This is a genomic window from Providencia sp. PROV119 (assembly GCF_028482435.1).
In the GTDB taxonomy this organism is placed as follows: domain Bacteria; phylum Pseudomonadota; class Gammaproteobacteria; order Enterobacterales; family Enterobacteriaceae; genus Providencia; species Providencia stuartii.
In genome coordinates this window covers 125,978-150,938 of record NZ_JAMPQL010000008.1, presented here as the reverse complement: position 1 = coordinate 150,938, position 24,961 = coordinate 125,978, and the positions used below count along the sequence as shown (strand labels likewise).

Here is a 24,961-nt window from a genome sequence, read left to right as displayed (position 1 = left end):
TTGTTTATTGGAATAAATGAGCATAGAGATTTCATTATTTTTCTGTCCCCGGAAAATAACCGGCTAGCTTACTTAATGACCTAATTGATGATACTGCCACCTCTTTGTTAGGATCCTTGCATAGCGCCATTAGTCTTACAACAGCATTATGTTGCTCAATCGTTGAGTAATCCTCCCGAAAAACCAGAGTGTTCATAAGTGGAATTTTCTCGTAATATGAATCGAGGGGATCCATATGAAAAAATCACGTTTTACTGACAGTCAGATTATCACAATCCTCAAGTAGACTGAGGCAGGAACACTAGTTCCCGAGCTTTGCCGCGAACACGGCATGAGCAGCGCAAGTTTTTATAAATGGTGTTCACGGTTCGAAGGGATGGATGCCTCCATGATGACCCGTCTTAAAGAGCTTGAAGATAAGAACTGGCGGCTGAAAAATGGATGCCGAAGAGTATTTTAAAGCCGAAATTATTCAGGAAGCCATGCAAAAAAGTGGTAACACTACTGCAGCGCCGTGAACTGGCTTAGACTGCGGTGGAGATCAGAGGTATCAGTGTCCGGCTTACGTGCGAGACTTTTTGTATTAGTGAAAGTGGTTATCGTTATCAGCCTGTGCTCTGCGATGAAAATCAGCAAATTACAGATTTGCTGACTGAGCTGACAACAAAAAATAAGTACAGGAGGTCGCGACAAACTGGTTATACCATTATAATCATGAGTGACCACACATGGGTCTTAGCGGTATTACGCCGATGCAGAAGCGGCTCGGTTAACATCATTCTACTGAAAACCTCTGTGGAAAATGAACTGGGCGATAAAGATGCACAGCTCAACCTTGGCTTAATGTACTATCAAGGAGATGGAGTTCCTGTTTCCATTGAACAAGCACAGAAATGGTTTATGCGTGCAGCAGAACAGGGCAATGCATATGCACAATATAACCTTGGCTGGCTCATGCAAAAAGGTGAAGTCGAAAATGCTTCTCCTTATGCGGCACGCTACTATTTTGAGTTGGCCTGCAAAGGGGGCTTAGAAAAAGCCTGCTTCGCGCTAGAAAAATCGCATAGCGAACATTTCTAAAACAGCCTCTCTATTTAAACGTTAATGGGAACTTAAATCCCATTAACTTTTCCCAATGTATGTTTATTCAACCTATCAGATAATCTGCAAATTTCTTGATGTTGCCGCTAAAAAACAAAAAAAGCCCTATTTTTCGTTCTTAAGAATGATAGTCACCTTTCGTTATTTCACCCTAAAATCGACAAGTAATTATTAACTTTTTATTAACATTCACCGAAGGTACTGCTTATTATTGACGAGGTGCTTAAATGAACGAATCGCTGCACACACAAGATGTCAATGCCATGCCACCAAAAGTCATCCTAAAATCTTCATTGAGTTTACTACTCGCAATTATTATTTTTGCGGCCATTGCCCCAGGTATTTTGATGACAGCGCCGGCAGTTGCAACTCAATTGGGCTCTCAATGGCAGTTATCGGCCGATAAAATAGGTTATCTTTTTTCAGCAGAATTAGGGGCTATGAGCTTTGCAACTGTTCCTGCTTGGTATTGGATCAACCGTATTAATTGGCAAAAAATAGCCATTATCTCTGCCATTATTTTTATCATAGGTAACCTACTCTCTGCTTTCGCGGCCACCTATATCACCTTGTTAATTTTTCGCGTCATAGCATCATTAGCTGGTGGTACATTAATGATACTGTGTATTTCATGTGCCGGAAAAACAGAAAACCCGAGCCGCATGTACGCTTTTTGGGTTTTAGGTCAACTCGCATTAGGTACACTTGGACTACTTGTCTTACCACCGTTATTTGAACTCTACGGATTACGTATCGTTTACTTTATTCTCGCTGCTTTTATGGTCATCTTTTTTCCATTAATTCGAGCATTTCCTAATGTGATAATGGAAAAAAATCAACATCATCACTCATCAACTCACCCGCGAAATGCATTTATTAATAAGGCGATGGCCATTATTGCGATACTCATTTTCTATATTTGTTTGAGCCAAGTTTGGACATTCATAGGTGTATTTGGCCAAAATAGCGGGCTAGATGCTGAAGAGAATGGTCAGATTTTAGCGATCGCCACCATTTTAGGTATGGTTGGTGCGGTGATTGCGGCAACTGTTTCTAATCGGTTTAAAACCAATAAATTAGTGTTTTTAGGATATGGATTATTAATGGCAAGTATCTTGTTATTGATTGGTTCACCTACCGTAATACGGTTTATTGTTGCCGCCTTATTGTTTAAATTCACATGGACATTTGTCTTACCTTTTATTATGGGAGCGGTCTCCCAGCTTGATACCAGCGGTAGGCTCATGAATAACATAAATTTGGTAATTGGTGGTGGAATGGCTATTGGCCCTGCCATTGGTGGATATATTTTAGTCAATTCGACACAAATGTTGACCTTTATTAGTTTTGCAGCGTTATGCACCCTATGCTCATTCGCCTTAGTTGCTTACTTTATAAAACAGTCAAAGTCATAATTTAAGTTATAAAATAATAATTTTCTTACTTTTGATAAGTCGAGGTTTTCTTCACATTAATGATAACGTATGACTCTATCCATTTTCAGTAAGCTCATTTTGTCTTATGAGGAAATATTGGAAAGTGGTTTTCTCTCAAAAAATTGTCATGGTCAATAAAATTTGCCCACAGCACTTGAGCTATCGCGAATTATACAGAAGGTCTAGTATCAGCAGTGCGGTAGCTTTCTTGAATTGTATTGTGTGCTTGCAACCGGCTGATTTTTTTATTCATCGGTGAGGCTTATTGTGAATGCCTTTAGGCTTTCACTTGAACTGCCTGCTATTCATCTATGGTTGATTAACGCATTGATAGCTTTAGATACAGTGTTATTTTAGCCTAGACCCCGTTAAGTGACCCCAAGTTAAAATTCAGCACTGAGATTACATGAACCTGATATGTTATCAATATCCTCTGTTGAGTAATGAAATACTCGTTCCCTAGTTCAAGTTGCTAAATTAGCTATATCACGACAATCGCACCATTTCCTTCTGTGTGAAAACAATAATACCGCCAAGGTAGCAATTCAAATAGATAGTCGCTATCAAAAACAATTTATTTATCGAAACGTTCAAATATTTATAGCTGTAAAAATATACCGACCGATAACGAACATATAAAATCACTCATTCTCAGTTCGCTTTTGTCAACTTGATAAGATTATGATTGTATGATTAAGGTAGGCGCTTTAACATTAAGGAGCTTTTTACCTAACTCCTACAGTTATTTTCAAAAAGAAACTATTTCTACAACACAAAATATAGTAACCAAACGTTAATAAATTATTGTAATTGTAGAAATAGTAACATGGACAAAAAATTAAACTTCAGAGTGCACAACAACCATATTAAAGTAAAACCTGGGAGGACAACACTTTATATACATTTATGTGCAAACTAAATTTAAACAATATATTTCAATCGTCGTTACACCTAATTCGGGATTAATAATATTCCAGCAATTTTAAATATTCAATAGCTTAAAATTCCCCAAAAACCCTTTAAAGTTGTAATAGTTAAATTACAAAATTAAAAATACTCATTAATAATCATGAACTTAATAAGTCAGAATAAATTAAAACAAACTTATTACAAAAGATTTCAAAAAAATAAAAAAACACCATTTAAGACTAATCTCACCATAGAACAATAACCACATAAGTAAAAACAACTATAAAAATACGAAAACCTACAATTACAGCCTACAAAAACGCAATAAAGGATAACCAAATAGATTTAAACACCACATAAATGCCATAATATATTTTTAAATTCCATTAATTATAAAAAATTAGACCAATTAACAAGAAAAACACTTCTTTATATAAAAATATTTCTTTCTCACTTTAAATTTTAATTAATAATATAATTTAAAATCTTAACAGATATATGCTTTTTAAAATTAATCGTGATTTTTATGAGGGGATTTTCTTTAAACCAATGTGCATGATTAAACATACAACAAAGTTGTCATCACGAAACACCTATAAAATCCATCAATCTGATCACTATTAAGAACATTCTCAATGGTGCTTTTTATAATTAATTAAACACTCATAAAGGAATAGTTTTAATGATTATGGGAATACTTCTTTCTCATTTAAAAATAAATATTACTCAACCAACCTTAAATAGATAGTCTATATATAACAATTAAATAAAAATAAACCATATCTTGTAGAAGTCAAACTCCCATTAGCAGCATAAAGAAATACTTTTATCATTAGGTCCTTAACTGGAACGGATACCTAATTAATCTTAAAGCGAATAGTTTAAATTCATTATTTTCAATAGATAGGGAGAACTTCAGTGAAGAGATTTCTTGAACTAAAGGAATAGGATGGAAACAAAAAAGCCACTTGCTAAGAAGTGGCTTAATGCGCTGATTTAACAGCTAAAATTTGGTGGCCCCTACTAGACTTGAACCAGTGACCAATCGATTATGAGTACGTTCCCTACCCTTTATAAATCAATAAATTACATATTTATCAAAAGGATAGAAAACGGTGACTGATGGTTATTCAGGAGGGTTCTGGTTCTCTGTCGCCAGTTTGTCGCCATTACTAGGTGTAAGAATTGAACAGTATACTGTATCACCATGCGATATCGAACCATTATCTAGCTCTGGTATCATGTCCTGAACATCATTTCTAAGTAGCAATATTATGCATATTTCTTTAATCACTGATTTAATTTTTTCAAGCTCAAACATAACTTCTGTCGTATAAAGAGATAAAAAATTGGAAAACTCTTCTGAGTTAAAACTTTTTCTTTTTTTAAAAAAATCGTGAATCATATTTACTTTAATTTCAAATTCATTATTTTCATTCAAATTAGAACCAATATTTTTAAAAAAGTTTCTCATCATATACACTAATTGCTTAGTTCTATATACAGTCATACTTTCAATAACATTAATATAGTCACCATTACTTTTTATATTACCTAATTCATACCTAATTAATCCTGTCAACTTCCTTATTAGTTCTAACCTTAAATTTAAATCCTTATAAAAGGAGACATTTATCTCATCAGTATAATCATTAAAATTGTATGCCAATTCATATATATAGTTAGAATTAAAATCATTAGATAAGTACTCTGACCTTACCCCTACCAACCTTTCTATTATATATTTCCTTCTAGAAAAATAAATATCAACTTTATTTTTCTTTTGAGCCTCTATTAACTGATTATTAGCAGTTTTTATTTGAATCTCTGTTTGAAGTGAACGATGAGCGCTAGTTACAAATGCACCTAAAATTGGTGATAGTGCTAAGATTAAAAATGGAAATTTTGCATTTTCCATCAGTCGACTATAACCGTTCGTAGATACATCTAACTCATAATCCTGAGCAACTAATACCCATGCAATACCACTAATAATGAGAGGAAGAAAAACTAAAAACCAAAATAGTGGTTGTACATGTAAGCTAGATTCATCTAGCCAAAACTTCCATTTCCTTTTTTTTAGTAAACAGAAAAATGGAATAGCAGGCACAAATATAATTAATAATATGATTATAGCTAGGCTCATATCTTCAACTTCACCAAAGGATTATAAACCAGTGCATCATTAAGATGATCTGGGGCGAAATGGGAATACCGCATTGTCATTTTAATATCGGTATGCCCAAGGATTCTTTGTAAGACTAAAATATTTCCACCTGACATCATAAAGTGGGATGCAAAGGTGTGGCGTAAAACATGTGATGATTGGCGTTCAGGTAACTCAATACCTGTGCGCTTTAATGCAGAACGAAATGCAGAATAACAAGACTTAAATAACCGCTTAGAGCCTTTACCTTTCGGTAATTCTGCAATTAATTCTTCACTGATAGGAATAGAACGGTTGCGCTTCCCTTTTGTTTTGGTAAAGGTCACCGTATTATTGCGAATCTGTATGGTGGTTAAGTTCTCAGCCTCTGACCACCTAGCACCTGTTGCCAAGCAAATTTTAACGACATGAATTAAATCAGCCGATGAGCTATTTTCACATTCCATCAATAACAGCTTAATTTCATCATCAGTTAAAAAAGCCATTTCTTGTTCGTCGGTTTTATAAGAACGAACTTTAGCTAACGGGTGCTCTAAACCCCACTCATCAAGGCGAATTAATTCATTAAACATGGCTCTAAAATAAGCCAACTCTAAATTAACAGTGCGGGGTGTGACTGTTTTTAAACGTTCAGTACGGGTTATTTCACCGCTTAAGCGCTTTTCACGGTATACCGAAAACATCTTGGCATTAAATTCAGTCGCTAACGGGTCGCCCATTGCATCACAAGCAAAAACCATAAGTGACTGGCGTTTCTCTCCATCCCCAAGCGTCACACCATGCGCACGATACCAGGTATCCACTAACTCAGTTAGTTTGCGCCTATCCTGCTTTTCACCCAGCCACGGCTTATCTTCCGTCTGCTCAACGATATGGCGCTCATAGGCTATGGCTTCACCCTTTGTGGTGAATAACTTTCTAATTCTTCTACCTGTTCGGCCGTTAGGGTATAGCTCAACTTGCCAACGGCCGTCTGGTTGTTTTTTAATTGTCATTTCACTTTAAAACATATATTTCATTTTTAAATTCTGGAAGATTACCTAAATAAATCTGTTCATCAAACTCAATCATGCCCTCACCTATTTTTTTTAATCTTCCTAATTTTTGTTTATCTAACCTATTAAAATACTCATATATATATAAATTTTCTCTTTCATATTTTTCAACAAAGGCTAATGTTTTTTGGGTATCATATACATCATTTTCATATATAACACTTTTGTTTAATTTCTCATTAATAGTTGAAAGCATACTAAATATTACTGTATTCTCTTTACTCAGCTCTATATCTTTGGTTTTATCTATACTTGCTGGATGTATTCTCAATAAACTAGTAATTGAGTTGATATCATTTTCATCAGCTAATTCAGTTTCCTTTAGCATATCCGCAATATCATTTACATTACGCTCAACTGTATCAATACGTAAGCTAGGAGAGTATTTAACATACCTAAATCCTGTTATATCAAATGGTTCTCTTTCTTTTCCATCTGTTATTAAAATTGTTTTTTTATTAAATGCCTGTCTTAAACCTAATTCATAAAATACATTTGCATTCTTTGTGCTTAAATCACAAATTGCCATGTCACATTCAACGATGTTTTTTAGAATATTAAACATAATTAAATTAGATGCTTTACTATCCGTTGCTATAACAGGTTTATACCCTGCTTTCTTACATGCAGGCGAGATAATATGGTCGTAAACCCGCTTAAAATGCCCATCATCATAGTCTGGATGATCAGATATAGGCATAATGACAAAACATGTTTTTTCCTTTACTTCCTGTTGCTCTAAAACTTCAATTGAATCAGAGCTTTTGTCTTTTTTAGTTGCACTCATATCAGTAGTCCTCAATCCCTTTCACTACACGCCCAATGATTTCTAGGTCTTTCAATTCACAGTCAAACGCCATCCCAACACCTGAAACACGGACACGCTGCATAGGCATTCGGGTTAATTCTCTGATACTAACCTTGCCATCGATTTTTACTAGCCACTTACCGTCGTAGACTTCACCAAATTGGCGATCCACTATGTAATAATCTTGGCCATCTTGAACCATAATAGGCTCTCTAGGAAATGGAACGCCCTGCTTGAACAGCACCTTATCAAACATGGCCATGCCAGCATTAAATTGCTCGCCATCGATAATTTTAAATTTTGGCAGGCGTAAAACGTCTAATTCTTCATCATCAAACTTTTTACCCTCCCCAGTTACAAGCCATTCAAGGGTAACGCCCGTTTCAGCCATACAACGAACAACCATATCCGCAGGAAAGCCAGGTCTTCTATATCGACCAGACAAACTACTCGCAGCCATTTCAAAGTGTTCAGCAAGCATAATTTTTGATGAAAAGCCGTAAGCCTCAATAATTCTATCAAGTACTTGAGTGTTATCTTCACTTGGTTGAAATGAAAAAATTCCCATAAAGTGCACCTTAACTTTTCAAATTGAAAACTTTCGCCTTGACTATTTTCATTATGAGAAGTATCTTTAATTTGTTTTCAAAATGCGAACACCGTTGGCGAACGGTGTATAAAACCGAAATAAACTTAAATAGGATTTTGCCTTATGAGACCTACAATTTCAATTAACATTCCATCCCCTTACCTCACAATTGAGGCATTTAGCCAACACTCAGGGCTTTCAAAATCAACCATCCGCGACATGATTGCCGATGGCCGCTTGCCTGTCCGAGGCAAATCTGCCGACATGAAACGAGGAAAAGTACTGATTAACCTACTTGCGCTTTATACGGATGCATCGAAAGGCTGTGATATTTCGCTTAATGCGTAATTAATTATTCGCTTTTGGAGAATTTAAACCATGTTTGATTATCAGGTTTCCAAACAAGCGCACTTTGATAATGCCTGTCGGGCATTTGCTACATCCCACAAAGGTGAGCTTGTTCAGATTGCGAATGATATCGGCATGAACCCACAAATGTTACGCAACAAGCTAAACCCTGAACAACCGCACTTAGTTACCTGTGCAGACCTGTTTAAATTAACCAACGCTACCAAAGACCCATCATTGTTAGATGGACTGTTGGAGCAGCTGAATTGCCAGCCATCCGTCCCGATGACAGATATTAGTGATAACAATGTTCAAGGTTATCTATTAGGGGCAACCGCAGAGGTCGGTAAATTAGCCAACCACGTGGTTGATGGTGGCCATATTAACAGCATACGGTCAGCGGAAATTAAGCAAAGCGTGAATAATGCGATCCGTTGCTTAGCTTTAGTTGGCGTCACTATCTCAGCACGTTTTCATTCAAACCCTGCATTAGTATCGGCAATTGATACGGTGGTAGGTTTTGGCCAATCAATGGTGTGAGGACAATATGACTCAAGCACACAAGCAGCAATATAAATACAAAGTTACGGGCGATTCATTTAAAGAAAAAACCATCAGTAAGGCAGAAACTAGCAGTAGTTCAAATGTGGTTATTTCAGTGATTGCTATTGCCATTATTTATATAGTTTCAAGAATATAGGTGGAAATTATGTATCAAAACCCAATAGAGCTAGAACAACGCGTCCAATATCTGCAATTAGATCAGCGCATTAATGGGCTTAATAAAACATCAGAAATTAAGTCAAAACACTTTGGTTTAAAAAATGATGAGCTGAAATATTTTATCAAAGAAATGCGCGACCGTTTTAATGAGCATCACGAAGAAAATAAAAAGTTTTTAGGCGTTATTTTCTATATGGCGAATATTGATAAGAGTCGCCACGATTGCCAATTTGAAGAGCTCACTACGAAAGAGATTTTTAATATAGTCAAAGCCATTAATCACATAAAAGCGATTAGTGCATTTTTACCCAAAAACTTAGCATTACCCCTTAATTAAATAACCGACAAAAAAATGAATGACATTGATTTGTCAGGGCTTTTTACATGCTAAATTTAGGAAAACAGATAAATGAATATACCAGAACCGATGTTTACACCTGTATTAGATAACAGTTCAAACGACGCTGTTTTAATGGATAGCTGCATCAACTGGAACCGCCAAGATGAGCGCAAGGTATGTAATGACCGTTATGCGTCACGCCTGCGCAAGTTACAAATGTATGTGCTGACTGAAAAGCCTGATTACGCAGCTATCAGTCAGTTAATCGAAAGTGAGATTGGGCATATAGAAAATATAAAAGGAGCAATGTAATGACAATTAACCTCTTAGCGGGGCGTATTCAGGATACTTGCCATTATCAGCTCCAGGCGTCATACCAGAATCAACCCGTGCAACCCACGCAGGGTATATCTCGCCAGCAACCAGTGATGCGAGAAACTCATTCATACGTGACGGAACCACAAAAACATCTGTTGGCATTGGCAAATGTCGGTTGTCACCACTTTGGAAAAGCAAAATCGTCTTGCGCGTCGCCTGAATCGCAAGGTGTAAGTCTGACTCTAATTCTTCCAAAGAATCCCAAAACTCAGATTCAGGTATACGGGGGTGGTTACGTCCATGAATCATACTATCCAATCCGTGCTCAATTAGTTCTGTCCATTTTGCGTGCTCTATCCATTCGTTTGGAAAAATCGTGCGCAGGTGGTGCGCCAACGCATTTCGACAATCTTTTGATGGAAGCCAACGCCTTTCTATATGGTTTCGAGTGGCGCGCTGAAAAACGCCGCAAACCTCGTACAACTCGCCAGCTGATAAGAGCCTTACTTCGTTTGGAGGAACGCCTACAGAAGACAACATATTAACAGTGTCTATATATCTTTTATTTTCAGGTTTATTCATTGAATACCTCAATCAATAGCGGCAGACCGAACAACATGCCGCTAACGCTTTTTAAAGTACCCCAGTTTTCTTTTTCATGAGGTTTAAATGACTACAGAGCTAAGAAATACAGTTAAGAAAACCTTATATTACAAGCCAGCACAGCCTATTGAAAGGCCGTTTCCGACTTATCCAGAACTTCATGAAAAAGAAAAAAGAGCCAAAGCATTAGCTAACGCAGAAACGCTACTTTCAGAGCAACCTAAAATTGTTCAAATTACCGTTAACAAACGCTATGACGTGTTACTCAAAGAGCAAGGCCTTGAACGTGCAAACGCCTACCTTGCTAAGAATTTCTGTGAGCGCATTTACCCAAGAGTTGAGCAAGTCACAAAGCGTTACTGTTTAACGAATAAAAATTCCGAAACCTATCGATTTTTTAATTGGTTTAATGCGATGCCTGATATGTCGCGTAAATCTCTTGAATCATTAGCCCTTGAATTATCTGCTTTCGTGTTCACCACACTTTCAGACCTCAGTAAAAAACGCACTGATGAAGGTGATTTAAAAATTGCTCATATGCTGTATACGGAAGCAGCTGCGATCACCCAAGCCTATCACCAAGAACCGCCAAGACTCGCGAAGTTAACCAAACGCTACTTTAACGAAAAAGACGCCTTTATTGCTATCGCACAAATGACGTCTGAAAAATGGTGGTTAAACCGTTTACGTAGGCACGCATCAGAATGGCGGGAACACTTACACATCGCGTTAACTAACGTCAGTAAACGCAGTAGCCTTTATGCAAGCTCTATGGCCATGAGTGAATGGAAAGAGCAAAAGTGGCGTACTCGTGAATTTTTGAAATCGATGGAATTAGAGGATGAGGACGGCAACCGTTTTAGTTTGATTGATAAATATTATGGCAGTGTGGCAAACCCTGCCATTCGTCGTACTGAAATGATGGTTAGAATTCGCGGCTTTGAAAATATATGCAATGAACTTGGCTATATTGCTGAATTCTATACGTTAACAGCTCCATCTAAATATCATGCCACTACCATACACGGTCACCGTAACCGCAAGTGGAATGGTAGCAGCCCTGCCGATACCCAACGTTATTTAAGTAAAGTGTGGAGCAAGATGCGCGCGAAATTACACCGCAATGATTTGCGGATTTTTGGTATTCGCGTGGCAGAGCCGCACCATGATGCAACCCCACATTGGCATATGTTGTTTTTTATGTTGCCTGAGCAAGCGGATAGCATCCGCGAAATTCTTAGGGAATATGCCTTTGAAGAAGATGAAAATGAACTCATTACCGCCAAAGCCCGAAAAGCCCGCTTTCATGCCGAAGCCATCGACCCTGAAAAAGGTTCAGCAACAGGCTATGTAGCCAAATACATTTCTAAAAATGTGGATGGCTACGCGCTTGATGATGAATTGGATGATGAAAGCGGCAAACCGATGAAAGAAGCCGCAATGGCTGCCGCTGCATGGGCTGGCCGTTGGCGTATACGTCAGTTTCAATTTATAGGTGGCGCACCTGTTACCGTTTACCGTGAATTACGCAAGATGGCCGATCACGATACTGCGGTGGGTCTGGATGTGGAGTTTGCTGTTGTGCATGATGCCGCTGACTCAGGGGATTGGGCTGGCTATATCAATGCACAAGGTGGCCCATTTGTGCGTCGTGACGATCTTATTGCTCGTCTGTGGTACCAAGAAAGCGAAGAAACCAATGCCTATGGTGAGGAAATTATACGGGTTAAAGGTGTATTCTCACCTTTAGTGGGTTCTGATAGTCCGATTATTACCAGACTCAAGAGCTGGAAGATTGTGAAGAAGTTAGACGAAGCGATAGCGGAGTCTGTTTTTAGTGATGCGAACGCATCACCTAGGAGTTCTGTCAATAACTGTACGGAGGTTCTCGGTACGGTTAAAGATAGAAACGTGGCCATCAATAATATTGTGGATGCGGCCAAGTCGATTGGGATAATTTTTGACCCTGATAAGGATAAGCCGATGTTGTTGTCGTTATGGAAAGGAGCTGTTTACACAGAAAATGGCCAAAGCGTGAGGTTTCACGGCAATGGCCATATTCAAAGGGTTATGACTAGGGAGCAAAAAAGGAAACTTAGCCTAGAGAAATATGAGATTATGTCTTCAATAGTAGCATCTATGTTAATGATAAAACCTACCAACAAATACTAATCAGTTTTTAATTTAAACAAAACGTCCATTAAAACCTTTTGATTTTTTAACAAAATTTTATCTATCAATTTATTAACTTCTGATGATAATTTAATAATGAAGTCTATATCCTCATTCTTTTCAATATCTAGTTCTTTAAGGTGAAGAGCAAACAAAAGTTTTCTCAAAAATTCAGTGGACACATACACATAATTTCTATATCTAAGAGTCATCTCAAAAAAATATATTGCTTTAATGAGTGTATCTTTATATTTTACTTTTTTTTCAGAATCGCTGTAATCATTACAAAAATTAATGTGATAAGAATCCTTTGGACCTATATAAAAATTAAAATCAAAATCAGGATCCAATGCAACTAGCGATTCTATGTTTAATTTTAACTTAGACGACAGTCCAGTTAAATAGAGAAAGGTTTTTATATTTGGCTTATATTCAACTATATCCTTGACCTTCCCATAATTTTCTTTCTCAATCAAACTTTCCAAGTATTCTTTCATGCTCTTTATTTCTAGAGTACAATTTTTAACATAATTACCAGAAGTGGAGAAATCAGAGTACCCATCAAATCTATCATCCAAATACATTTCATTAAATAATTCACTAGAACTATTACACTTAACCTCTAAAGTATCCTTTACTTTATTTTCTTCAATCTTAACTTTATACATATCTGTAGATACTAGATTAAAATAACGTTCAATATTTTCAAAATCATCTGGCTTATCTATATATACAATTATTGAAGAAATTATGTCTTTTATTCTTTCATACCTCATTTTAAAATAATCAGAGTTGTTTTTATTTTCTGTAACAATAATTTGTTTTTCAGTTTGGATTGTTCTATGCACACTTGATACAAAAACGCCAAAAATTGGAGAAAGCGCTAGAATTCCTAAAGGTAGTTTACTTATTTCAAGAAATTTATTAAATCCGTTCCATGAACGATCAATTTCAGTTCCGCTCCAAGCGATGCATCCCAACAGAAAAAAATACACGATAGGTGAAAAAATCGCTATCCAGAATAAATTTTGTTTATCTAAACTAACTGGCGTTATTCTAGCCTTCTCTCTAAAAAAAGGAATAATTAAAGGAAACACACTTCCAAAAGTAATAAATTTCCAATTTAGTTTACTTTGCTCACTATCCATACCACCCCCTATCAAAATTTGCACAGAATTTTAATCGATCAAAAAATTTTAAACTACCTCTTTCATATGAAATAAATTTACTTTAGGGATAGAGAATAGTTCACTTATGTTGTAGGTAATCTAATCAAATCGTTTAAAAAGTAACGTAACTCTTTAATCCTAATGATATTTACTTATTTAGGGTTTCAAAAAAGGATTATTCATATATACTGTACAAATACACAGTATACAGATGAGATATTTGAATATGAGTGATGTTCTACGGGAAGCAGTAGCCTTTGAGCGTATCAGTGTGATTGCGAAGTTAGGCAGCTTAGAGACATGCAACGCATGTGATATGCAGGTAGTACTAGAAATGATTACTGAAATTGCAGATGAAGCGAGGGAAAAACTACTAAAAAGTGGAACTGTGCCAAACAACCAAGATCATTAGGTTTAAAATAATTGCTGGTTATATATAATCGGCAATTATTTTTTATGGATCGTAGACATGAAAGAAGAAGCAAAAGAAATCGTACAGGCTGTAACTGAGGCCGCAAAAGATAGAATTAAAAATCCTGTCATGGCAACATTTGTTATTTCATGGTGTGTATTTAATTGGAGCTCCTTACTTGTTCTAATTTTTGGGAATGATTCAATTCAGCAAAAAGTACAAATTGCGTCAGTTGCATTTAGTGAAAAAAACTCATGGTTTATACCTGTATTTTTTACAACAGCTTACTTATTTCTTAATAAGCCATTAAATCTCGTTTTCCAAAAAGCAATGGTTTGGTTCGATTACATATCTATGTCAATCGAACATAGTAAAAAAATAAAAGAGTTAGAGCTTGAGAAAGAAAGAGAATCATTACGAGCTGAAAAAGATATGGCTTATGAGGATACAAAAACAAATAAAGAAAAAGAAATTCAAGAGATGAGAGAACAAATTACAGTATCTAAAGATAAAGAAGGCACTCTAACAAGAGAAATCAACGAATTGAAAGTAGAAAAAGAATTTAATCTAGAGAATATGCGTGAACTACAAAAAACAATTTCAATGCAGCAAGAGAAAGTACATTACTTATCTTCTGAGAATGTAAAATTAACAAAACATTTAGAGCAGAATGGAAATGCCGCAAAAGATAAGGAAATTAGAGCGCTCACTCTAAAATTAAATGATATGACAGCCATAAGAAACGAGTATGAAGCACAAGCTAAACGCTTTGAGGAAAAGTTAAAAAATAATGGATGGATTAACGGGTAACATCACCATAAAATGGTATTTATGGTGATGTTGAGACGACTAATATTATGATAGTCAGTCTGTTCCCAGTTTCTGTGCATTTTTAACTTTTTCAGATTCTGTATACCAATACTCTTGTCCTTTTGGTCTTACAACCTCATTTAATATTTTTTCATCTAATATGGTTATTTTTTCAATTAGTTTGTTTTGTAATGATAATGCTAGCTGATAAAACTCATCATTTTCTATATCACCTTTATCAGTAATATAATTAGCTTGCATCATTTCCACAAATAGTTCTGGTTTTATGTCTAAACCTCTAGGATGTAATATCAAAGCCACTCTAGCTTTTTCATATCCAGCTTTTCCACTATGAGCAGCTAAATTATGTCTTATATCCATAATAGAGGAATGAATTTCTTTATACTTTTCATCTACAAAATTTTTTTCTTCTAGTTTTATTCGGCGACCTTCGCATCTAGTAAAACACTTACCATAAAATGTCACTGATGATATAAATAAAGCTTTAATTAGATCCATTTTTTCTGGTGTCGTAGCTCTAGAAATAAATTCTTCTGAAGAGATTATTTCATGCATTGTTTTTAACCAGCTTAAAATACTCCTAATATCTTTTTCTATTAGCCTATAAGCTGAATATTGATTACATAAGTGATGTTCTAAATATACATGAGGTGCTTTTTCCCCATGCAAATAATATGTATTTTCACGAGTCGTTCCCTTTTTTATTTCTAAAACACTACTTCCATCATTTCTATGTGAGAGAGTTGCATAATCTTTGCTTTTATTTTCAGTCATATTAATAACGATTTAATTTATTAGTGAATATCGTATTATACCGTTATCTAGAATAATTCAAGCATTTTTTATTTGCAGTAACTCCAGCGCCATTTGGCGCTGTTCAGGGTTTAAATTCTGTATCATCGAGCCAATCATTTTATTACTTTTTGCGCTTGGGCTAATGGTATGGTCAAAGGTCAGGCTTAACACATAAGTGTGGCCGCATTCGACGTCACTGCATGCACAATAGAGATCTGAAACTTCACGATGCTTTCTATTTGATTTACGAATAATCGCCTTTTCCCCACACTCAGGGCAGAATATTTTTAATACCCGCATGTTCCAAATCTCCGCTTGATAATGACCCCGTAATTTTACCTTATTTTTGCGCATTTTTCATTTCCCTATGACCGTTAAATTCCGTAAATATCATTAATTTTGCGTTATTCTTAATTCAATTGGTGGCTATCTTCTTGAAAAGTGATCTTTAAATGATCGGGCACCTCACCATCGTTATTTATCGCATTGGCAAACATGCGCTGAACAGGAATAATTTCATCTTGTCGATAGGCTTCACGGGCATTACGAGGGTCACCTAAGCCGCCAACATTGCCAGGAATAATCCCCGCTAACCCCGCAGGGAAACGGTGCGCGGTTAAAATATCCTGTGCGCTGATGTTTTTCACATTGCTAAATTCATCATTGGCCGAAATATCCCCCACAGGAATAAACTTGATGCCGTCCGCATCCCCATTAGGAATATGCACAAACATGGTTTCAAAGTTACCAATCCCTTTGCTTTGTTCTAACTTTTTGGTGATCATCACTTCCACTTCATCGGTCAGCATCGGGTCATTACAAAAAATCATTCCCCCTGTATGTGCCCCGTTGTGGTAGTAACGTCGACGAAAGATAGTGGCCTCACTGTTTAACATGGCCGCATGAATGCCCCCGATATAATCAGGAATGCCATAAACTTGCTGTTGGGGGTCATACTGTTTTATGTAAATCACATCGTCGGGGGTATACACCATCGGCTCACCTTCTTGCAAAATCACAAAATCATCATTTTTACGACGACGCATAAACAGTGCAGGCAGCACATACAGCCCAACCACTTCCCCGTAATAATTGCGCAGCTTTAAGATGGGCGTATCGCCAAACACAATATAATCCAATACGCTGGCGCGCAGCTCCTGATGCGTCAGGCCACCGCCCTGATAATCCGATAACACCATATTGGAACGCGCATGAATAACGCCCCCGTGCTGACCATTTAAATTCACCAATTGCGCCAAGGCGGTGCGGTCTATGGGTAGGCTGTAATGATCATAATCATTGTCATACCAAATATTTTGGTATTCCGTATGGGTGGTTAAAATGGGTTCTGGCTTGCCTAATGTGATGATGTTCATCGATTTTTGGCTCGTAGTTTGTTTCTGTGCAGTTTTCCGTAACTTTTTCTTACTCATCATGCAGCCTTTTGAAATTTATATTTAGATTTACGCTGTCTTTCATTGTTTAGCGGTTCGTTGGCCACGGCGTGTGACGTGGCAAAAAACACGTCTGCGTGACCCGTTTCCTTACTGCGATCCGCGATAAAGGTCATCGAACCCCCTTTACCTGTGGTGGTGTGCCTGATGGCTAAGAAGCTGGCCATAATTTCTTTTTGCTCAACGTCCCAGGCAATGCGCTGCTCATCTACCAAATCAATCATTTTGAGGACTAATTGAGTTTTGGTGTTTTGGCTGTAGTGAATGGCCGTGGTGACGCGCGGGGCAAAGTCGGCCACCATCTCATACACCCCGTGACCAATCCCCGTGGTATCGATGCCGATATGGGTAAAACGGTATTGGCTGTACAGGTCTTGAATTTGTTTGGCTTGGTGTTTCCAGCTCATGCCCTGCCAATAAAAGGTGGCGAGGATGCGAAAATATTCCCCTGCCACCAAAGGCGGTGCGACTATCACAAAGGTGGACGTATCCCCCGAACGCGCGGGGTCATAACCGCCCCAAACCTCTCTATCCCCAAATGGCCGCGGGGCATTAATATCGTGATCATCCCAGACACCAATATCGATGGCACATTTTTCAAGGTCGTTATATTTGAAAACGGATGCGCCACTGTCCACAAACACGCACATATACAGCATGTTAAAGGTGTCTTTGTTATAGCGGTTGCGCAGTTTTTCAATGGATGCCAGGTTAAATCCGTTGCGTACCGCATCTTCAATGGTAATGACATAGCGCCACTGGCCATCAGGGCAATCACGGCCACCGTCTTGCATTTCTTCAAAGCTTGGAAATTCCACATTCTTACGTTTGGCATCACTGCCGCGCCACTCGTCACCAGTCCAAAACGGGTAAGCAGGATGGGTTTTGGCGCTGGGCGTCGAAAAATAGGTGGTGCGCCATTTATCGTGGGTTGCCATCGCAGAGGCGACTTCATTTAGGCGTTTAAAGTCAGGCACCCAAAAATATTCATCGCAATACAAATGGCCACTGTATGACTGTGCAGTGTTTTTATTGGTGGATAAAAAACGCAGCTCTGCACCATTACTTAAACGGATAGGGTTACCCGTGAGCGTGACGCCAAAAAACTTATCCGCGATATTGACGATATAGGAGCGAAATACCTCTGCCTGTGGTCGTGAAGCGGATAAAAAGATTTGCGGGTCGCCAGTGAGTACTGCATCTTCAAACGCTTCAAAGGCAAAATACCACGTTGCACCGATTTGGCGTGATTTGAGGATATTGCGAATGGCTTTTTTAATATTAATACGCAGGTGTTTTTGGTAGCCAAATAGCATTTCATCCGCGAATTTCTGAAAGTCTTCAGGGGTCAGTTCAGAGATATCATTTTTCTTATAACGACGTTTTTTCTTACTTTCGCCATCGTCGCTTGCACTGTATTCCCCGCCAGACTCCGCTTGCGCTTTGATTTCAGCCAGCTTTTCTTTGTGCTTATTGGCCTGCGCCATCAATTTGACGTGATGGGCTATCAGCCTGTCGAGCTCCTCCAGTTCAAGTTCCGTTTTTTTATTGCGCTCCGATAACAGCGCAATGCGCCGGTTAATTGCCTCCAACACGCTCTCATGGTTGAGCATATCCGCCCAGCACCACTTTTGCGCCCAATAGTAGACAATCCGCCTGTTAGGCAGGTTAAGTTCCTCCGCGATTTCAGCAGGGGTATAGCGTCGCAAGTAAAGTGACTTGGCGACCTGTATTTTTGCATCTGAGTGTTTAGCCATAGTGGTGCCATTGTGCAATGTTCAGAAATTGCAGGCATCTACCTGTTTTCGGTAATGGCGGGATAACCGAACTCAACCATTCGCACCGTGAATAAGAATTGGCAATACTGATGGCTCAAAAGGAACGGAATGCAGCTAAGGATTTTGAATGTCGCAATTACGCACAACATGGCTCTGCATTGCCACGGAAGGTGAAACCGTTGATGGTCGGGAAATTCTGCCAGAGGAAATTATCGAAATGGCAGAAACCTATGATACCGATTTGTATACCGCCATGATTTGGCCTCGACACAATAAGCCAGGCGAAGACCGCGGTGACCCACTAGGAGAGGTCATAGAGTTACAAGCGGATACCGATGAAAGCGATACGTTACGTTTGTATGCCGTATTGCGGCCATTTGCCCGTTTATTGGAAATGAACAGCCAAAACCGTGGGGTGTTTACCTCGGTCGAAATGAATACCGATTTTCGCAATTCAGGCGTGACATATTTAGAAGGCTTGGCGGTAACGGACACCCCAGCCAGTGTAGGTACGACAAGGCTAGACTTTAGTCGTCAAAAACAAAGGAAACGAAAAATGGCAAAACCCGCAAAGAAAACATGGCGTCAGCACTTTGGCATTGAAGAAGTCAAAGAAGAAAAGCCAACCGAAACCACCGTTGATGATGAGGTGTTATCGGGCATGGCGGCAGATTTGGCGGCAGCACTGACTAAAATCGCTGAATTAGAAACCATGTTGGAACAAGCGCAAAGTGATGTGGAAGTGGTGAAAGAGGTCGTGGACACCGAAGATTTCGCCAAACTGCGCGACAACTTACCGGAAATCACCAAATCATTCAGCAAAGTGGCGACCCCACTCCCAGGGAAAAACCCCGCAGGCCGTAAAGAGTTTGTACACCTCTAATCCGTTGTGATTAGAGCCCATTACTGAATTTTGGAGAGGGATTTCCATGTTTTTAAACAATACGGCTAGAACGTATTTGAAAGGCCATAAATCAGGCCTTGAACGCTCATACAACATTGATGATGCGTCCAAATATTTTGCCATCACCGAACCCAAAGAAATTGCGTTACGTAAAGCGATTATGGAATCCGTTGAGTTTCTCAACTTGATTTACTGCGCGGACGTTGACCAACTGGCTGGCCAAGTGATTTCGGTGGGTAACCCAGGGTTATTCACGGGGCGTAAAAAAGGTGGCCGTTTCATGCGTGAAACGGGGATTGATGGCAATGAGTATAAATTAGCGGAAACCGACTCCGGGGCGTTTTTACCGTGGGATGTGCTGTCCGTTTGGGCAAACTCAGGCGGTGAAAATGAGTTTTACCAACGGATGCAAAATTTCGTTAATGAAAGCTTTGCCCTCGACATGTTGCGCATTGGTTTTAACGGTACCCATGTGGCCGATAGCACAGACGCGAAAAAGTACCCGAACGGGGAAGATGTGAACAAAGGTTGGCACCAAATCGCCAAAGAATGGGACGGGGGTAAACAAGTGATCTCCGAATCCATCACTTTGGATGAAAAAGGCGATTTCCGTTCGCTCGATGCGATGGCACAAGAAGTGGTAAATACCTGTATTCCTGTGCAATACCGCACCGACCCACGCCTTGTGGTGTTAGTGGGCGCTGACTTGGTAGCCGCTGAGCAGCATCGCTTATATCAAGCCGCTGACCGCCCAACGGAGAAAATTGCCGCGCAATTACTGGGTACCACTATTGCAGGCCGTGCCGCCTACATCCCGCCATTTATGCCAGGGAAACGTTTAGTGGTCACCACGTTATCCAACTTGCACCTGTACACGCAGCGCAATACCCGCCAACGTAAAGCGGAATTTGTGGATGACCGTAAACAGTATGAAAACAATTACCTCCGTAACGAGGGGTATGCGTTGGAATACCCTGAGCTGTACGGGGCAATTGATGAGTCAGCGGTCACTATCGGTGAACTCGTTGAGCCGAAAGACACGGTAGAGACAGAGTAATGTTATCACCCGGTCAACGCCACCGCTTAAAAGTGGAAATGCGCCAAAAGCTGGAGCAGCAACAGGCAATTGCCATTGCCGATGGCGAAAGTATGCACTTACAAGCGCGTGCTGTTGACAAGGATGCCGCACGGCTCAAAGGGATGACCAACGCAGAACGCACCGAGATAAAACGGCAGGAATTTTTGCCCAATTATCTGCCGACTGCCCAGCGTTATCTGGACGACGGGAAAATCTATAAAAACCCGATTTTTGCCTACTGCGTCGTGTGGCTGTTTGATGTGGGGGAATTCCAGCAAGGATTGGATTGGGCGGACATCGCCATCGAGCAAGGACAGCTCACCCCGACAGGCTTTAAAAGTGGCTTTCCTGCCTTTGTGGCTGACACCATCTTGCAATGGGCACAGCTTGAAAGCGAAGCAGGTCATGCCATTGAACCCTATTTTTCACGCACGTTTCACAACGTCACCGAAAAATGGCGGGTTCACGAAAAAATTAAGGCTAAGTGGTACAAATTCGCGGCCTTGGAAATCCTCAAAGGGGATAACGGTGAAGCGAAAGCCAGTGCCATTGATAATGTGGATGATTTAGAAAAAGCCGATGCTTACCTTGCGAGGGCGCATCAGCTTAACCCCAAAAGTGGCGTAAGAACCCATCGCACGCGTATTGCTATGCGACTGAGGGCACTTACTGCCGAATGACTACCGCAAGCCAAGTGGGCGCAGCTGAGGCAATGCAATTGATTGCAATTGGCCGTGGAAGCTGGCCTTGCCCACTTTTTAATTAAGGACAGCCCATGTTTGATGGTAATAGCGGTAATTATCGCCAAGAAATCATTACCAATGACGGTTTTTGGCCAGATGTGGATTTACTGGAATTTCAGAAAAGCCGTTCGTTGCCGACCAGTATTGATACGGATTTTTTAGCCGATGCACTACTGAACACCATCACGGAAATCAATGGTGAACTCACTAGTGTGAAAAATCAGCATCACGCTAAAGGCTACCACCAAGCGGCAGAGGTGCCAGGTGTGCAACGTAATGGCCGTAATGCCTTATGTGCGCAGTATTTAAAAGCGGTGTTTGCGCGAGCCAAAGCGGATTTATTAGGGGAATACAGTTCCATTGTGAACCGTGCCCCGAATTCGCAGCAAGAAAGCCCTGAATTGCGCAACCGCCTGTTAGCGGAATCCTCATTAGTGATCCGCAATATGAAAGGCTTAAAACGTGCCACGGTAACCATGATATGAGCAAATTGCAGCAACTTACCGCCTTTTTAAAGGCTAACTTGCCCGATGGCGTGTGCAATGTGGAGTTTTCCAGTGTGATGGACAGCATTCAATTCATCCCTGCGCAGCGTGATTTGGGCAATGACCAATACCGAATGCACATCAAACAATATGACGCGACGATTGCGTGGGGGCGTTTCCCCTATCGTCAAGTGAACCCTGATTACATCGGTATTTTGATTGATGCGTGGCTCAATGAAAATGACGATATCGATGATATTCAATTGGATTTAGAACGCCCGTCAATGGATGTGGACTTGAATGAGAGCCACCAAGCGGTGGTGATTGTCACGCTGCAACTGGCGGAGAACGTCAATATGCGAGAGGACGAAAACGGCATTGTGACCATGGATGGTAAGCGCTGGACACTGTGTGACCCCGATGTGTGGATTGCCCAAGAGGCTAATATTGCAGGTGTTCACGCATGATAAGCGGCCAGTTAAACCAAACCCAATTTAACACGCTGCAAGAGGCACTTAAGCGGTTTGATTTAACGCCGAAAAAACGCCAGCGCTTGTTATGGCGTATAGCCAAATATGGTGTGATTGCTGCGGCAAAACGCAACGTTCGCAATCAACAAACACCCGAGGGCGAACCGTGGCAACAGCGCCAGGGAAACTGGCGTAAAAAGATGCTGCGCAATATGCCCAAAGTGCTGCATATCAAGGAACTGCCTGAAACACAAAGTGTGCGGATTTACCTCAAAGGGGGCAAATACCGCAATGGCAAAAAACAGATCCCTGCGGGGGTTGTGGGTTACTCACAACAACATGGGATGAATGTGACCGTGAATAAATCCAGCTTTAAATCTGAGCGCGATAAAACACGGCCAGCCACCAAGAAGCAAGCCAAAAAGTTACGGGCGCTAGGGTACAAGGAGCGCAAAGGCAAAGGCTGGCGCAAACCGCCTGTTAAAGCCATTGAAAACGGGATGAGCTTTGCTAAAGCAGGTTTATTAATCCGCACCTTAAGCGATGAAACGCCCCAAAATTCATGGGTGATTGATGTGCCAGCACGTGAGTTTTTGGGCATCAATCAAGATGAATTTGAAAAAGCCCTCGCAAGGCAACTGCAAGGGATTGGATTTGGTTAAACAACCATAAAAGAGGGATTTTTTATGACATGGCCATCTGTACAGGTGAACCAAGTAAATCAGCTACAAGGGGAAACCAAAGAGGTTGAACGCACCGTATTGTTTGTCGGTACAGGCAATACCAATGTGGGCAAAACGGTTTCCGTCAATACGCAAACGGATTTTGATGATGTGTTAGGCCGTGAAGATAGCGATCTGAAACGTAATGTGATGGCCGCAATGAATAATGCAGGGCAAAACTGGTCGGCTTATCTTCATGTGATGCCCATTGATTCTGAGCCGCTGGATTTTGTGAATGCGGTGATTGCCGCGCAAGATGTGGCTAGTGTGGAAGGTTACGTTTTATTAACCACTGCCACTAAAGAAGTGATTGATGCCGCCAATACCTTGCGTGAAACCTTGATTGCCAAGTATGGCCGTTGGGTCTGGTCAATCATTACGGTGAATGCCCCCACCAAAGACGAAAGCTGGTCAGATTATGTCGCACAAGTCATTGCGCTACAAAAAGGCATTGCCGCCCCGTCGGTGCAACTGGTACCGCAACTGTGGGGCAAAGAAGCGGGTGTATTGGCAGGCCGTTTGTGTACCCGTTCGGTGACCATCGCGGACACGCCTGCTCGTGTAAAAACGGGCGCATTAAAAGATATGGGCGCAACGCTACCCCTTGATGGCGCAGGCAAAGAGATTGACTTGGCCACCTTGCAAGCGTTGGAGAAAAACCGCCTCAGTGTACCCATGTGGTATCCCGATTACGATGGTTTGTATTGGGCAGATGGCCGCACGTTAGACGTAGAAGGTGGTGATTTTCAAAACATCGAAAACCTGCGCATTGTCGATAAAGTGGCGCGAAACGTGCGTATCAGAGCAATTGCCAAAATTGGTGACCGTAGCTTAAACAGTACGCCCAATTCTATTGAAACCCACAAAAGTTATTTTGCTCGTGTGATGCGTGAAATGGCACGCTCTAGCCAAATCAACGGCATTACGTTCCCTGGGGAATGCAAACCGCCACAAGACAGCGACGTGGTCATTACGTGGATGAGTAAAACCAAAGTCGCGGTCTATTTTGTGGTTCGAACCTACGAGTGCCCGAAAGGCATTGAAGCGAGTGTGATCTTAGATACCAGCTTGGAGGGTGCAGCATGAGTAAACGGATTTCGGGTCAGTCGTTTGATTTCAACTTAGACGGCTCACTCATTCATGTTGAGAAATCAACGTTAAACCTTACGGATAACACAGGCGTTGCCCAAACCAATGGTGTGCCCGATGGTTGGGTTTCGGGGGATGTGTCTGGCGAGGGTGAGCTGGAATTTAGCACCAAAGCATTAGCGATTTTAAAAGCCAAAGCCCGTGCGGCAGGCTCATGGCGCAGCATCCCCGAAGTGGATTTGATGTGGTACGCCAAAGCAGGCGGTGAAGAAATGAAAGTGGAAGCCTTTGGCTGCAAATTGCTGTTATCGGACATTTTAGATCATGACCCAAAAGGCGGCAGTACCGTCAATTTAAAGGTGAAGTTCCTTGTCACGAGCCCCGATTTTGTACGCTTGGATGGTATTCCTTACCTTGAGTCAGAATTGACAGACAAATTAATTGGTTAAAAGGAAAAGTGTT

At 40.2% G+C, this 24,961-nt stretch carries 28 protein-coding genes and 1 pseudogene; 19 read left to right on the top strand and 10 right to left on the bottom strand.

The window, feature by feature from the left end; genetic code table 11:
- Window positions 1-235: 235 nt before the first annotated feature.
- From PSF11_RS10070 to PSF11_RS10060, 3 genes and pseudogenes are all read left to right on the top strand, one after another.
- Window positions 236-675 (top strand): annotated as a pseudogene (locus PSF11_RS10070) (transposase); the annotation flags it as partial.
- Window positions 676-714: 39 nt separating this feature from the next.
- Window positions 715-1,080 (top strand): tetratricopeptide repeat protein, encoded by a 366-nt coding sequence (locus PSF11_RS10065; RefSeq protein WP_052127991.1) that lies wholly within the window; start codon window positions 715-717, stop codon window positions 1,078-1,080.
- Window positions 1,081-1,328: 248 nt separating this feature from the next.
- Complete coding sequence (locus PSF11_RS10060) at window positions 1,329-2,516, top strand: MFS transporter (protein ID WP_036943102.1); 1,188 nt, start codon at window positions 1,329-1,331, stop codon at window positions 2,514-2,516.
- A gap of 2,056 nt (window positions 2,517-4,572) precedes the next feature.
- On the opposite strand, the gene PSF11_RS10055 is transcribed toward PSF11_RS10060, so the two are convergent.
- From PSF11_RS10055 to PSF11_RS10040, 4 genes are read right to left on the bottom strand one after another with little or no spacing between them, the layout of a single operon-like run.
- Entirely contained in the window at window positions 4,573-5,592 is a 1,020-nt protein-coding gene (locus PSF11_RS10055) for a hypothetical protein (RefSeq protein WP_272682787.1), read from the bottom strand.
- Window positions 5,589-6,608, bottom strand: a complete 1,020-nt coding sequence (locus tag PSF11_RS10050; protein ID WP_272682786.1) for a phage integrase — start codon at window positions 6,606-6,608, stop codon at window positions 5,589-5,591. Before PSF11_RS10050 ends, PSF11_RS10055 begins: the two co-directional genes overlap by 4 nt.
- A 1-nt stretch (window position 6,609) precedes the next feature.
- Window positions 6,610-7,455: a hypothetical protein gene (locus PSF11_RS10045; RefSeq protein ID WP_272682785.1), complete on the bottom strand. Its 846-nt coding sequence runs from the start codon at window positions 7,453-7,455 to the stop codon at window positions 6,610-6,612.
- A 1-nt stretch (window position 7,456) separates the two neighbouring features.
- Window positions 7,457-8,044: a phage repressor protein CI gene (locus tag PSF11_RS10040; protein WP_272682784.1), complete on the bottom strand. Its 588-nt coding sequence runs from the start codon at window positions 8,042-8,044 to the stop codon at window positions 7,457-7,459.
- 144 nt (window positions 8,045-8,188) lie between these two features.
- Between PSF11_RS10040 and PSF11_RS10035 the strand changes: the two genes are divergently transcribed.
- The 5 genes from PSF11_RS10035 to PSF11_RS10015 all read left to right on the top strand — a co-directional run bounded on the left by PSF11_RS10035 (window position 8,189) and on the right by PSF11_RS10015 (window position 9,788).
- On the top strand, window positions 8,189-8,413 hold the full coding sequence (locus PSF11_RS10035) for a regulator (RefSeq protein WP_272682783.1): 225 nt from the start codon (window positions 8,189-8,191) through the stop codon (window positions 8,411-8,413).
- 30 nt (window positions 8,414-8,443) lie between these two features.
- Window positions 8,444-8,953, top strand: coding sequence for a phage regulatory CII family protein (locus PSF11_RS10030; protein WP_272682782.1), 510 nt, complete (start codon window positions 8,444-8,446; stop codon window positions 8,951-8,953).
- Window positions 8,954-8,960: 7 nt separating this feature from the next.
- Window positions 8,961-9,113: a hypothetical protein gene (locus PSF11_RS10025; RefSeq protein WP_272682781.1), complete on the top strand. Its 153-nt coding sequence runs from the start codon at window positions 8,961-8,963 to the stop codon at window positions 9,111-9,113.
- Window positions 9,114-9,122: 9 nt separating this feature from the next.
- Window positions 9,123-9,473, top strand: a complete 351-nt coding sequence (locus tag PSF11_RS10020; protein WP_272682780.1) for a DUF5347 family protein — start codon at window positions 9,123-9,125, stop codon at window positions 9,471-9,473.
- Between the two features lie 72 nt (window positions 9,474-9,545).
- A complete protein-coding gene (locus PSF11_RS10015; protein WP_272682779.1) occupies window positions 9,546-9,788 on the top strand; it encodes a hypothetical protein in 243 nt (80 codons plus the stop codon).
- A gap of 6 nt (window positions 9,789-9,794) precedes the next feature.
- Here the strand turns inward: PSF11_RS10015 and PSF11_RS10010 are convergent, their stop codons facing one another.
- Window positions 9,795-10,103, bottom strand: a complete 309-nt coding sequence (locus PSF11_RS10010) for a hypothetical protein (RefSeq protein ID WP_115167847.1) — start codon at window positions 10,101-10,103, stop codon at window positions 9,795-9,797.
- A 360-nt stretch (window positions 10,104-10,463) separates the two neighbouring features.
- Between PSF11_RS10010 and PSF11_RS10005 the strand changes: the two genes are divergently transcribed.
- Window positions 10,464-12,569, top strand: a complete 2,106-nt coding sequence (locus tag PSF11_RS10005) for a replication endonuclease (protein ID WP_272682778.1) — start codon at window positions 10,464-10,466, stop codon at window positions 12,567-12,569.
- Here the strand turns inward: PSF11_RS10005 and PSF11_RS10000 are convergent.
- Window positions 12,566-13,717, bottom strand: a complete 1,152-nt coding sequence (locus PSF11_RS10000; RefSeq protein ID WP_272682777.1) for a hypothetical protein — start codon at window positions 13,715-13,717, stop codon at window positions 12,566-12,568. The genes PSF11_RS10005 and PSF11_RS10000 overlap by 4 nt on opposite strands.
- A 247-nt stretch (window positions 13,718-13,964) precedes the next feature.
- Here PSF11_RS10000 and PSF11_RS09995 point away from each other — a divergent pair, with 247 nt between their 5' ends.
- A complete protein-coding gene (locus tag PSF11_RS09995) occupies window positions 13,965-14,150 on the top strand; it encodes a hypothetical protein (RefSeq protein ID WP_132495678.1) in 186 nt (61 codons plus the stop codon).
- A gap of 57 nt (window positions 14,151-14,207) precedes the next feature.
- A complete protein-coding gene (locus PSF11_RS09990; RefSeq protein WP_272682776.1) occupies window positions 14,208-14,960 on the top strand; it encodes a hypothetical protein in 753 nt (250 codons plus the stop codon).
- Window positions 14,961-15,014: 54 nt separating this feature from the next.
- On the opposite strand, the gene PSF11_RS09985 is transcribed toward PSF11_RS09990, so the two are convergent.
- From PSF11_RS09985 to PSF11_RS09970, 4 genes are read right to left on the bottom strand one after another with little or no spacing between them, the layout of a single operon-like run.
- On the bottom strand, window positions 15,015-15,755 hold the full coding sequence (locus PSF11_RS09985; RefSeq protein ID WP_272682775.1) for a hypothetical protein: 741 nt from the start codon (window positions 15,753-15,755) through the stop codon (window positions 15,015-15,017).
- 57 nt (window positions 15,756-15,812) lie between these two features.
- Window positions 15,813-16,130, bottom strand: a complete 318-nt coding sequence (locus PSF11_RS09980; protein ID WP_272682774.1) for an ogr/Delta-like zinc finger family protein — start codon at window positions 16,128-16,130, stop codon at window positions 15,813-15,815.
- Window positions 16,131-16,186: 56 nt separating this feature from the next.
- Complete coding sequence (locus PSF11_RS09975; RefSeq protein ID WP_240133454.1) at window positions 16,187-17,209, bottom strand: phage portal protein; 1,023 nt, start codon at window positions 17,207-17,209, stop codon at window positions 16,187-16,189.
- Complete coding sequence (locus PSF11_RS09970; RefSeq protein ID WP_272682773.1) at window positions 17,209-18,987, bottom strand: terminase large subunit domain-containing protein; 1,779 nt, start codon at window positions 18,985-18,987, stop codon at window positions 17,209-17,211. The genes PSF11_RS09975 and PSF11_RS09970 overlap by 1 nt, the downstream gene beginning before the upstream one ends.
- Window positions 18,988-19,135: 148 nt before the next feature.
- On the opposite strand from PSF11_RS09970, the gene PSF11_RS09965 reads away from it, so the two are divergent.
- The 8 genes from PSF11_RS09965 (at window position 19,136) to PSF11_RS09930 (ending at window position 24,948) form a co-directional block, all read left to right on the top strand.
- Complete coding sequence (locus PSF11_RS09965; RefSeq protein WP_272682772.1) at window positions 19,136-19,891, top strand: GPO family capsid scaffolding protein; 756 nt, start codon at window positions 19,136-19,138, stop codon at window positions 19,889-19,891.
- 46 nt (window positions 19,892-19,937) lie between these two features.
- Window positions 19,938-20,969: a phage major capsid protein, P2 family gene (locus tag PSF11_RS09960; protein ID WP_131680172.1), complete on the top strand. Its 1,032-nt coding sequence runs from the start codon at window positions 19,938-19,940 to the stop codon at window positions 20,967-20,969.
- Window positions 20,969-21,670, top strand: coding sequence for a phage terminase small subunit (gene gpM, locus PSF11_RS09955; RefSeq protein WP_272682771.1), 702 nt, complete (start codon window positions 20,969-20,971; stop codon window positions 21,668-21,670). The genes PSF11_RS09960 and gpM overlap by 1 nt, the downstream gene beginning before the upstream one ends.
- A 95-nt stretch (window positions 21,671-21,765) precedes the next feature.
- Window positions 21,766-22,218, top strand: a complete 453-nt coding sequence (locus PSF11_RS09950) for a head completion/stabilization protein (RefSeq protein WP_132495662.1) — start codon at window positions 21,766-21,768, stop codon at window positions 22,216-22,218.
- Window positions 22,215-22,685 (top strand): phage tail protein, encoded by a 471-nt coding sequence (locus tag PSF11_RS09945; RefSeq protein ID WP_272682770.1) that lies wholly within the window; start codon window positions 22,215-22,217, stop codon window positions 22,683-22,685. The genes PSF11_RS09950 and PSF11_RS09945 overlap by 4 nt, the downstream gene beginning before the upstream one ends.
- On the top strand, window positions 22,682-23,350 hold the full coding sequence (locus tag PSF11_RS09940; RefSeq protein ID WP_272682769.1) for a hypothetical protein: 669 nt from the start codon (window positions 22,682-22,684) through the stop codon (window positions 23,348-23,350). Before PSF11_RS09945 ends, PSF11_RS09940 begins: the two co-directional genes overlap by 4 nt.
- A gap of 24 nt (window positions 23,351-23,374) precedes the next feature.
- A complete protein-coding gene (locus PSF11_RS09935; protein ID WP_272682768.1) occupies window positions 23,375-24,496 on the top strand; it encodes a DUF2586 domain-containing protein in 1,122 nt (373 codons plus the stop codon).
- Complete coding sequence (locus PSF11_RS09930) at window positions 24,493-24,948, top strand: phage protein (protein ID WP_272682767.1); 456 nt, start codon at window positions 24,493-24,495, stop codon at window positions 24,946-24,948. Before PSF11_RS09935 ends, PSF11_RS09930 begins: the two co-directional genes overlap by 4 nt.
- Window positions 24,949-24,961 lie beyond the last annotated feature (13 nt).

Excerpts from the sequence above, each read along its gene's own strand:
- PSF11_RS10065 (WP_052127991.1), top strand. The coding sequence starts at position 715 with ATGAGTGACCACACATGGGTCTTAGCGGTATTACGCCGATGCAGAAGC.
- PSF11_RS10060 (WP_036943102.1), top strand. The coding sequence starts at position 1,329 with ATGAACGAATCGCTGCACACACAAGATGTCAATGCCATGCCACCAAAA.
- PSF11_RS10055 (WP_272682787.1), bottom strand. The coding sequence starts at position 5,592 with ATGAGCCTAGCTATAATCATATTATTAATTATATTTGTGCCTGCTATT.
- PSF11_RS10050 (WP_272682786.1), bottom strand. The coding sequence starts at position 6,608 with ATGACAATTAAAAAACAACCAGACGGCCGTTGGCAAGTTGAGCTATAC.
- PSF11_RS10045 (WP_272682785.1), bottom strand. The coding sequence starts at position 7,455 with ATGAGTGCAACTAAAAAAGACAAAAGCTCTGATTCAATTGAAGTTTTA.
- PSF11_RS10040 (WP_272682784.1), bottom strand. The coding sequence starts at position 8,044 with ATGGGAATTTTTTCATTTCAACCAAGTGAAGATAACACTCAAGTACTT.
- PSF11_RS10035 (WP_272682783.1), top strand. The coding sequence starts at position 8,189 with ATGAGACCTACAATTTCAATTAACATTCCATCCCCTTACCTCACAATT.
- PSF11_RS10030 (WP_272682782.1), top strand. The coding sequence starts at position 8,444 with ATGTTTGATTATCAGGTTTCCAAACAAGCGCACTTTGATAATGCCTGT.
- PSF11_RS10025 (WP_272682781.1), top strand. The coding sequence starts at position 8,961 with ATGACTCAAGCACACAAGCAGCAATATAAATACAAAGTTACGGGCGAT.
- PSF11_RS10020 (WP_272682780.1), top strand. The coding sequence starts at position 9,123 with ATGTATCAAAACCCAATAGAGCTAGAACAACGCGTCCAATATCTGCAA.
- PSF11_RS10015 (WP_272682779.1), top strand. The coding sequence starts at position 9,546 with ATGAATATACCAGAACCGATGTTTACACCTGTATTAGATAACAGTTCA.
- PSF11_RS10010 (WP_115167847.1), bottom strand. The coding sequence starts at position 10,103 with ATGATTCATGGACGTAACCACCCCCGTATACCTGAATCTGAGTTTTGG.
- PSF11_RS10005 (WP_272682778.1), top strand. The coding sequence starts at position 10,464 with ATGACTACAGAGCTAAGAAATACAGTTAAGAAAACCTTATATTACAAG.
- PSF11_RS10000 (WP_272682777.1), bottom strand. The coding sequence starts at position 13,717 with ATGGATAGTGAGCAAAGTAAACTAAATTGGAAATTTATTACTTTTGGA.
- PSF11_RS09995 (WP_132495678.1), top strand. The coding sequence starts at position 13,965 with ATGAGTGATGTTCTACGGGAAGCAGTAGCCTTTGAGCGTATCAGTGTG.
- PSF11_RS09990 (WP_272682776.1), top strand. The coding sequence starts at position 14,208 with ATGAAAGAAGAAGCAAAAGAAATCGTACAGGCTGTAACTGAGGCCGCA.
- PSF11_RS09985 (WP_272682775.1), bottom strand. The coding sequence starts at position 15,755 with ATGACTGAAAATAAAAGCAAAGATTATGCAACTCTCTCACATAGAAAT.
- PSF11_RS09980 (WP_272682774.1), bottom strand. The coding sequence starts at position 16,130 with ATGCGCAAAAATAAGGTAAAATTACGGGGTCATTATCAAGCGGAGATT.
- PSF11_RS09975 (WP_240133454.1), bottom strand. The coding sequence starts at position 17,209 with ATGAGTAAGAAAAAGTTACGGAAAACTGCACAGAAACAAACTACGAGC.
- PSF11_RS09970 (WP_272682773.1), bottom strand. The coding sequence starts at position 18,987 with ATGGCTAAACACTCAGATGCAAAAATACAGGTCGCCAAGTCACTTTAC.
- PSF11_RS09965 (WP_272682772.1), top strand. The coding sequence starts at position 19,136 with ATGTCGCAATTACGCACAACATGGCTCTGCATTGCCACGGAAGGTGAA.
- PSF11_RS09960 (WP_131680172.1), top strand. The coding sequence starts at position 19,938 with ATGTTTTTAAACAATACGGCTAGAACGTATTTGAAAGGCCATAAATCA.
- gpM (WP_272682771.1), top strand. The coding sequence starts at position 20,969 with ATGTTATCACCCGGTCAACGCCACCGCTTAAAAGTGGAAATGCGCCAA.
- PSF11_RS09950 (WP_132495662.1), top strand. The coding sequence starts at position 21,766 with ATGTTTGATGGTAATAGCGGTAATTATCGCCAAGAAATCATTACCAAT.
- PSF11_RS09945 (WP_272682770.1), top strand. The coding sequence starts at position 22,215 with ATGAGCAAATTGCAGCAACTTACCGCCTTTTTAAAGGCTAACTTGCCC.
- PSF11_RS09940 (WP_272682769.1), top strand. The coding sequence starts at position 22,682 with ATGATAAGCGGCCAGTTAAACCAAACCCAATTTAACACGCTGCAAGAG.
- PSF11_RS09935 (WP_272682768.1), top strand. The coding sequence starts at position 23,375 with ATGACATGGCCATCTGTACAGGTGAACCAAGTAAATCAGCTACAAGGG.
- PSF11_RS09930 (WP_272682767.1), top strand. The coding sequence starts at position 24,493 with ATGAGTAAACGGATTTCGGGTCAGTCGTTTGATTTCAACTTAGACGGC.